The 9,139-nt window shown below is 67.3% G+C and carries 4 protein-coding genes; 3 read left to right on the plus strand and 1 reads right to left on the minus strand.

Annotated elements, in window-relative coordinates:
* Nucleotides 1–19 precede the first annotated feature (19 nt).
* Entirely contained in the window at nt 20–2,089 is a 2,070-nt protein-coding gene (locus AC1DCJ_RS19680) for a glycoside hydrolase family 97 protein (protein WP_478071738.1), read from the plus strand.
* Between the two features lie 313 nt (nt 2,090–2,402).
* Nucleotides 2,403–5,162 (plus strand): TonB-dependent receptor, encoded by a 2,760-nt coding sequence (locus AC1DCJ_RS19685; RefSeq protein WP_428710610.1) that lies wholly within the window; start codon nt 2,403–2,405, stop codon nt 5,160–5,162.
* Between the two features lie 473 nt (nt 5,163–5,635).
* Here the strand turns inward: AC1DCJ_RS19685 and AC1DCJ_RS19690 are convergent, their stop codons facing one another.
* Nucleotides 5,636–7,249, minus strand: coding sequence for an alpha-glucosidase (locus tag AC1DCJ_RS19690; protein WP_478071739.1), 1,614 nt, complete (start codon nt 7,247–7,249; stop codon nt 5,636–5,638).
* Between the two features lie 304 nt (nt 7,250–7,553).
* Between AC1DCJ_RS19690 and AC1DCJ_RS19695 the strand changes: the two genes are divergently transcribed.
* On the plus strand, nt 7,554–8,552 hold the full coding sequence (locus AC1DCJ_RS19695; protein WP_137188830.1) for a polyprenyl synthetase family protein: 999 nt from the start codon (nt 7,554–7,556) through the stop codon (nt 8,550–8,552).
* The last annotated feature ends 587 nt before the right edge of the window (nt 8,553–9,139 follow it).

Consider the following 9,139-nt stretch of genomic DNA (forward strand, 5'->3'; position numbering starts at 1 on the left):
GCCGCCTTGGGAGGGGAAAATGCCGACAAAACAGCCGCATTCACCGCGTGGATCACGCACCACCACCGGCCTGCCCTGGCTGGCTGCCGCCGTGCTCCTGCTGGCCTTCGGCGCTGCCGCCGAACCGGTCACGGTGGCCAGCGTGGCGTCGCCGGGCAAAGTGCTGCGGGTGTCGGTGCAGCTGGATGGCGGCACCCCCAGCTACCAGGTGGAACGCTTGGGTGGCACGGTGGTGGCGCCGTCGCGGTTGGGCTTCCAGCTGCGCGATGGCCGGCTCGACCGCGACCTGGAGATGCTCGGCCAGCACACGCGTGCGTTCGACGAGACCTGGGAACAGCCCTGGGGCGAGCGCCGCCGGGTGCGCAACCACTACAACGAAGTGGTGGTGCAGCTGGGCGAGCGCAGTGGGGCAAAGCGCCGCTTCGAGGTGGTGTTCCGCGCCTTCGATGACGGCGTGGGCTTCCGCTACCGCTTCCCCGAGCAGCCCGGCCTGCGCGAGGCGATCATCGACGACGAACTGACCGAATTTGCGATCGCCCCGACCGCCACCGCCTGGTGGATTCCGGCGGGAGAGCCGATCCACTACGAATACCTGTACCAGCGCACGCCGCTGGACCAGGTGCCGTTGGTGCATACCCCGATCACCCTGCGCAGCAAGGACGGCCTGCACATCGCCATCCATGAAGCCGCCCTGGTCGACTACGCAGGCATGTGGCTGCGCCGCACCGACGGCCAGCGCCTGCGCGCGCAGCTGTCGCCGTCGGCCGAAGGCTGGAAGGTACGCCGCAGCCTGCCCTTCGATACCCCGTGGCGCACCCTGCAGATCAGCGACCGCGCCGGTGGGCTGGTCGAATCGGACCTGATCCTCAACCTCAACGAACCCAACGCGCTGGGCGATGTGAGCTGGGTGAAGCCGTCCAAGTACCTGGGCGTGTGGTGGTCGATGCACCTGGACCACGAAAGCTGGGCCACCGGGCCCAAACATGCGGCGACCACCGCCAAGACGAAGAAGGTGATCGACTTCGCCGCCGCACATGGCTTCCGTGGTGTGCTGGTGGAAGGCTGGAACCCGGGCTGGGACGGCAACTGGGTCGGCAACGGCTACGACTTCGACTTCACCCGGCCCACCGCCGACTTCGATATCGAAGCGCTGTCGGCCTACGGCGCGAAGAAGGGCGTGCACCTCATCGGCCACCATGAAACCGGCTGCGCCATCGAGCACTACGAAGACCAGTTGGGCGCCGCGCTGGACCTGTACGCGCGGCTGGGCGTGGATGCGTTCAAGAGCGGCTATGTCTGCGACGACGGCCAGGTGGACCGGCGCAACCCGGCCGGCGGCCCGCTGTGGCGCGAGTGGCACGACGGCCAGTTCATGGCCCGCCACCACCTGAAGGTGGTGCAGGAAGCGGCCAAACGCCACATCGCGGTGAACCCGCACGAGCCGATCAAGGACACCGGGCTGCGCCGCACCTACCCCAACTGGATCTCGCGCGAAGGTGCGCGCGGCATGGAATACAACGCCTGGGGCCAGCCCCCGAACCCGCCCGAGCACGAGGTCAACCTGGTGTTCACGCGCATGTTGTCCGGGCCGATGGATTACACGCCGGGCATCCTGAGCCTGAAGGGCCGCGGTGGGCAGGCCATTCCCAGCACGCTGGCGCGGCAGCTGGCGCTGTACGTGGCGATCTACAGCCCGATCCAGATGGCCGCCGACCTGCCCGAACACTACCTGCAGCACCGCCAGGCGTTCCGCTTCATCGAGGACGTGGCGGTGGATTGGGAGGACAGCCGCGTGCTCAATGGCGAGGTGGGCGACTACGTGACGATCGTGCGCAAGGACCGCAATAGCCGCGACTGGTTCCTGGGCAGCATCACCGACGAACACGGCCGCGTGCTGCCGGTAGCGCTGGGCTTCCTGGACCCGGGCGTGCGCTACCGCGCCGAGATCTACCGGGACGGCGACGGCGCGGACTTCCGCAGCAATCCGTTCGCGTTCGTGCGCGAAACCCGCGAGGTCACCAGCGCCGACGCGCTGGTGCTGACGTTGGCGCCCGGCGGCGGCCAGGCGATCCGTTTCACCCCTCTGTAGGTCGTTACGCCAGCCCCAGGTAGCGCCCGACCGTTGGTCGGGCGACGCACACGCCGCCGGCCCATCCGTGCGTGGATACGGCGTGCCGACCAACGGTCGGCACCTACCGGGCGCGTGTGCGTCGGTGCGGGCGCCATGACGCAGCTGTAACCGCTTACAGCCGCTGAAATGCCATTGAATACGTATGCAGGGTGGTTCCCGCAGCCGACCCGCTGCCTACCATAGCCACGCAGTCAACGGCCACCGTGCCGTGACGCTCCCGGTTCTCCGGGCAACCAAAAAATCGATTGGCAACATTGCCTGGGAGGGGAAAATGTTGAACCGCAAGCGCAGCGCGCTGAGTATCGCGCTGGCCGTCGCCCTGACGCCGTTGATGGCGTCGGCGCAGACCGCCGAACCCACTACCGCCACCCCGCCGAGCGGGACCGCGGCCACCAACCTGGACACCGTGCAGGTCACCGGCATCCGCCGCGGCATCGAGAACGCCATTGCGATCAAGCAGGACGCCACCTCGGTGGTCGAGGCGATCTCGGCCGAAGACATCGGCAAGCTGCCCGACGTAAGCATCGGCGAATCCATCTCGCGCCTGCCCGGCCTGGCTGCCCAGCGCGTGGCCGGCCGTGCCCAGGTGATCAGCGTGCGCGGCCTGTCGCCGGACTTCGCCACCACCCTGCTCAACGGGCGTGAAGTGGTCAGCACCGGCGACAACCGCAGCGTCGAATTCGACCAGTACCCCTCGGAACTGGTCAACGGCGTGGTGGTCTACAAGACCCCCGATGCGGCGCTGGTCGGCCAGGGCCTGTCGGGCACCATCGACATGCAGACCGCGCGCCCGCTCAGCTTCGCCGAGCGCGTGATCGCCGTCAGCGGCCGCTACCAGAAGAGTTCGCTGGGCAAGGCGGCCAACGTCGACCCCTACGGCAACCGCTTCAGCGCCAGCTACATCGACCAGTTCATGGACAACACCTGGGGTGTTGCGATCGGCTACGCGCACAGCGACATGCCGATCCAGGAAAACCAGGTGGGCCTGTACGAGCCGTGGACCACTGAAAATACCGACAACGGCAACCGCCCCGGGCTTGCCCCGGGCACAGTGTTCTCCGACGGCATCAAGGCCCTGCGCCGCACCGGCAACACCAAGCGCGACGGCGTGATGGCCACCGTGCAGTTCCGCCCGTCCAACGTGTGGACCAGCACCCTGGATGCGTTCCACACCGAAGCCGAGCAGATCGACACCGCCAACCAGTTCGAGCTCAATCTCAGCAACTACAACGGCAACTACACCCCGGGCCTGCTGATCAGCACCCCGCAGGTCAATGCCGATGGCACCTTCACCGGTGGCGTGGCCAGCGGCGTGTATCCGCTGGTGCGCGGCATGTACAACAAGCGCAAGGACAAGATCGACGCGTTTGGCTGGAACAACGAGTTCAACTTCGAATCGGTCAAGGTGGTGGCGGACGTCAACTACTCCAAGGCCACCCGCGACGAACTGAACCTGGAAAACAACCTGCAGCTCACGCCGATGCCGCAGCTGGATACGGTGGGCGTGGTGGTGAACCCGAACGGGTTCTCGCAGATCCGCCCGGGCCTGGACTATTCCAACCCCGATGCGCTGTTCCTGACCAACACCATCTACGGCTCCGGCTACGGCAAGGTGCCGCAGGTGGAAGACCGCCTGAAGGCCGCGCGCCTGCAGGCCACCTTCGCGCTGCCCGAGGCGATGAAGTGGTTTGCCGACGTGGACGTGGGCGTCAACTACGCCGACCGCCGCAAGGACAAGACCCAGGCCGAAGGCAACATCCTGCTTGGCGACCAAGGCGATGCCAACATCGCCGGCGACCTGCAGTACCGTCCGGTCAACCTGGGCTTTGCCGGGCTGGGCACCATTCCGGCCTGGAACGTGCCGGGCGCGGTGGACCGCTACATGGTGTTCAACCCGGTCACCAACCTGGACTACCTGATTCCCAAGGCGTGGACGGTGCAGGAGAAGACGAGCACGGCCTGGGTGCGCGCCAACATCAATACCGACATCGGCGCGGTGGGTGTGCGCGGCAACATCGGCGTGCAGATGGTGCGCACCGACCAGAGTTCGCAGTCCAACTATTTCGACCGGTCGCGCCCCGCGGGCCAGGAAGTGCTGCCGATCGATGCGGGCAAGACCTACACCGACTGGCTGCCGAGCTTGAACTTGGTGTTCATGTTCCCGCACCAGCAGACGCTGCGCTTCGCCGCGGCCAAGCAGGTGGCACGTCCGCGCGTGGACCAGATGCGCGCCGGCCTGGAGTTCGGCGTGGATACGGCCACCGGCAAGCCGGGCGGCAGCGGCGGCAATCCGCTGCTGGATCCGTGGCGCGCCAATGCGTTGGATCTGTCGTATGAAAAGTACTTCGGGGAGAAGGCCTATGTCGCGGCGGCGATTTTCTACAAGGATCTGAAGTCGTACGTGTACACGCAGTCGCGCGATGACTACGATTTCAGCGACCTGCTGGCCAGCTACGTGATTCCGCCGGGCATGACCGCGCCGCTGCTGACCACGGGCACCTTCTCCTCGCCGGAGAACGGCAAGGGCGGCAAGCTGAAGGGTCTGGAGCTGACGGCGTCGTTCCCGCTGGACATGTTCACCGACAGCCTGCGCGGGTTCGGCGTGCAGGCCAGCGCGACGTTCAATGACAGCAACATCGAGATCCTGGACCCGGAAAGTGCGTCCAGCGTGGGCAGCGATCCGATCAGTCTGCCGGGTCTGTCCAAGCGGGTGTACAACTTCACTGCGTACTACGAGCGCAGTGGGTTCGAGGCCCGCGTGAGCCAGCGTCGGCGGTCGGACTTCATTGGCGAGATCGGCAACTTCAACGGCAACCGCACGCTGCGCTACGTGGTGGGCGAGAACGTGACCGACGCGCAGATCAGCTACACCTTCGCCGACGACAGCAGTCTGCACGGGCTGACGTTGCTGCTGCAGGGAAGCAACCTGACCAACGAGCCGTACCGCACCTATGCCGGCACCAAGGACCGCCCGCTGGAATACATCGAGTGGGGCCGCACCTACATGCTGGGCGTGAACTACAAGTTCTGATCCTGCGGTAGCCGCACCAACAAAAACCCCGCTGCTTCGGTAGCGGGGTTTTTTGTTGTGCCATGAACGGTGGCGGCGGTCGGCGGGTCGGGCGTTGGGCCCCGATACCCTTTCCGGCGAATGTCCTCCGGCGTCGGCCTACGGCCGCCCCCTCCCCCTTTATTTCGCCTCCAAGGGCATCGGGACCCAACGCCCGACCCACCGACCAGCGCCAGAAAAGTCGCGCTTCCTGCTGCGCACCGCACGCCGAGCTCCGTGGCCGCCGGCAGGCCCCTGGGCAAAATAAAGGAGGAGGCCGCCACGCGGCCGGGGGACATTTGCGCCAGGGGCCTGCCGGCGGCTACGGAGCCCTTCGGATCGCGGCACGCCCGAGCGAAGACACCACCAGATCCACATTGCCCTTGGACCGGGGAGAAGACAAAAAAAGGGCGAGGCCATCAAGCCCCGCCCTCTCAATACCACCGGAAATCGAATCAGCCCAGGCGCGCGCAGTACATCGACTGCGCCGTCAGTACCAGCGTGCCGTTGTCGGCCTGGCCCACGTCCGGGCCCGGTACGTGCATCGGCTGCCAGCTGCCGGCGGGCAGCGCCACGTGCGCGGTGTCGGCCGCCAGGTTGAAGGCCAGCAGCAGCGTCTCCCCCGCATGCCGGCGCTCGAACATCAGCACCGGCTCGGCCGTCTGCAGGAAGACGATGTCGCCCACCAGCAGCGTCGGCATCGTCCTGCGCCATGCCAGGAACTGGCGGAACGCGTTCAACACCGAGTGCGGGTCGTGCTCCTGCACCGCCACCGCTGCGGCGCGGTGCTCGGCCGGAATCGGCAGCCACGGCTCACCGCTGGTGAACCCCGCCAACGGCGCATCGATCCACGGCATCGGCGTGCGGCAGCCGTCGCGGCCCTTGAAGTTCGGCCAGAAGGTGATGCCATACGGATCCTGCAGCGCCTCGAACGGCACGTCCGCCTCGCCCAGGCCCAGCTCCTCGCCCTGGTACAGGCAGATCGAGCCACGCAGCGAGCACAGCAGCGCCACCAGCATCCGCGCCAGCCGCGGCTGGGCCGGATGGCCGCCCCAGCGAGTCACCGCACGCTCGACGTCATGGTTGGAGATCGCCCAGCACGGCCAGCCTTCGGTCATCGTCGCTTCCAGCCGCGACACGGTGTCGCGGATGTAGCCGGCGCTGAAATCCTTCACCAGCAGCTCGAAGCTGTAGCCCATGTGCAGGCGGCCCGGCGCGGTGTACTCGGCGGTGGTGGCCAGCGAGTCCTCGGCGGAGATCTCGCCCAGGCTCACGGTGCCCGGGTATTCGTCCAGCAACCCACGCAGGCGCTCGATGAAGCCGATGTTCTCCGGCTGGGTGTTGTTGTAGTAGTGGTACTGGTAGGCGTACGGATTGTCCGCGCTGAAGCCACGGCCGACGCGCTTTTCCAGCGGCTTGGCCGGGTTGTCGCGCAACTGCGCGTCGTGGAAGCAGAAGTTGATCGAGTCCAGGCGGAACCCGTCCACGCCCCGGTCCAGCCAGAAGCGTACGTAGTCCAGCGTGGCCTGCTGCACCGCCGGGTTGTGGAAATCCAGGTCCGGCTGGTCGGCCAGGAAGTTGTGCAGGAAGTACTGCTCCCGGCGCGGCTCCCATTGCCAGGCCACCCCGCCGAAGATCGACATCCAGTTGTTGGGCGGCGTGCCGTCCTCGCGCGGGTCGGCCCACACGTACCAGTCCGCCTTCGGATTGGTGCGGTCCTGGCGGCTCTCGCGGAACCAGGCGTGGTCGATCGAGGTATGGCTGAACACCTGGTCGATCATCACCTTCAGGCCCAGCGCATGCGCCTTGGCCAGCAGCCGGTCGAAATCGGCCAGCGTGCCAAACAGCGGGTCCACGTCGCGATGGTCGGCGATGTCGTAGCCGAAATCGGCCATCGGCGAGGTGAAGAACGGCGACACCCAGATGGCGTCCACGCCCAGCGCGGCCACGTACTCCAGCCGGTCGATGATGCCGGGCAGGTCACCGACCCCGTCGCCGTTGGCGTCGAGGAAACTGCGCGGGTAGATCTGGTAGATGACGGCACCGCGCCACCATGGAGTCTGCGACATCGAGGGCCCCCCTCCGGGCTTCCATGCACCCGCCGAACGGGGTGCCAAAACGAACCCGACAAGCTTAGCCCTGCACCTTCTGCGATGGCGCTGCATGCATACGTATTCACGTCATACGCCGCACTGGCGCGGTCCGGGCCGGCCTGCGGGACCACCGGTCGACGGGGTCACGGTCGGGCGCCGCCCACCCCTCCGGCGGGCCGGATGACCCCCCGCCCGCCGGGCAGCGGGCCGCGACCGGCCTTCGCGGGCGAAACACGACGGCACCGCCTATAATTAAGGTCAAGCCTGAAAGTCAGACCGCATGACCATCACCGAAGACACCCGCCCCGCGCTGGCCCTGCCCCAGATCCAGACGCTCGCCGCGACCGACATGGCCGCCGTCGATGCGCTGATTCGCCGCCGACTGTCCTCGGATGTCGTGCTGATCAACCAGATCGCCGACCACATCATCTCCGCCGGCGGCAAGCGCCTGCGGCCGATGCTGGTCATGCTGGCCGGCCACGCGGTGGGCCAGGCCGGCCCCGAACACCACCAGCTGGCGGCGATCATCGAGTTCATCCACACCTCGACCCTGCTGCACGACGACGTGGTGGACGAATCCAACCTGCGCCGCGGCCGCAGTACCGCCAATGCCCTGTGGGGCAACGCGCCGAGCGTGCTGGTGGGCGACTTCCTGTACTCGCGCAGCTTCCAGCTGATGGTCGAGCTGGACCGCATGCCGGTCATGCGGATCCTGGCCGACACCACCAACCGCATCGCCGAAGGCGAGGTGCTGCAACTGCTGCACGTGCATAACCCCGATACCGACGAAGCGGCCTACCTGCGGGTGATCGAGCGCAAGACCGCCGTGCTGTTCGCGGCCGGTACCCGCCTGGGCGCGCTGGCCAGCGGGGTCGATGAGGCCACCCAGCAGGCGCTGTACGACTACGGCATGGCGCTGGGCTACGCCTTCCAGATTGCCGATGACGTGCTGGACTACTCGGCCAACGCCGACGAGCTGGGCAAGAACCTGGGCGACGACCTGGCCGAGGGCAAGGCGACGCTGCCGCTGATCCACGCCATGGCGCATACCGACGCGACCACCCGCGAGCGCCTGCGCGCGATCGTGCAGAACGGCGACGCCGACGCCATGCCCGAAGTGCTGGCCGCCATCCACGCCACCGGCGGCCTGGAATACAGCCGCGCCCGCGCCGTGGAATACGCCGATGCCGCCGAGCGCGCGCTCGACGGCCTGGCCGACAACGACGCCGTCGCCGCCCTGCGCGGGCTGGCCCGTTATGCGGTGCAGCGTTCGCATTGACGTAGGACGTGCCGGCCGACGGTCGGCTGCCCTTCCTCCTGGCGCCGCGATGCCTGATCGACGCACCACGCGCTGCGCGGTGCAGCCGACCAACGGTCGGCTCTACCGGATTGTTCGTATCGGCACCCGGGGCAATGTGGTCCTTCACGGGTAGAGCCGACCGTTGGTCGGCTGCTTTCCCTCCCGACACCGCGATGCCTGACACATGCACCGCGCCATGCGCGGTGCAGCCGACCAACGGTCGGCTCTACCGGATTGTTCGTATCGGCACCCGGGGCAATGTGGCCCCTCACGGGTAGAGCCGACCGTTGGTCGGCTGCTCTTCCTCCCGACACCGCGATACCTGATACATGCACCGCGCTCTGCGCGGTGCAGCCGAACAACGGTCGGCTCTACCGGGGTGTTCGTATCGGCGCCCTGCGCAATGTGGTCCCTCCCAGGTAGAGCCGACCGTTGGTCGGCTGCCCTCCCTCCCGGCGCCGCGATACCTGATACATGCACCACGCTCCGCGCGGTGCAGCCGACCAACGGTCGGCTCTACCGGATTGTTCGTATCGRCACCCGGGGCAATGTGGCCCCTCACGGGT

Source organism: Stenotrophomonas sp. 10N36 (genome assembly GCF_056395005.1).

What these genes read in the sequence shown, in the direction of transcription:
- AC1DCJ_RS19680 (WP_478071738.1), top strand. Translation starts at nt 20, where the DNA reads ATGCCGACAAAACAGCCGCATTCACCGCGTGGATCACGCACCACCACC.
- AC1DCJ_RS19685 (WP_428710610.1), top strand. Translation starts at nt 2,403, where the DNA reads ATGTTGAACCGCAAGCGCAGCGCGCTGAGTATCGCGCTGGCCGTCGCC.
- AC1DCJ_RS19690 (WP_478071739.1), bottom strand. Translation starts at nt 7,249, where the DNA reads ATGTCGCAGACTCCATGGTGGCGCGGTGCCGTCATCTACCAGATCTAC.
- AC1DCJ_RS19695 (WP_137188830.1), top strand. Translation starts at nt 7,554, where the DNA reads ATGACCATCACCGAAGACACCCGCCCCGCGCTGGCCCTGCCCCAGATC.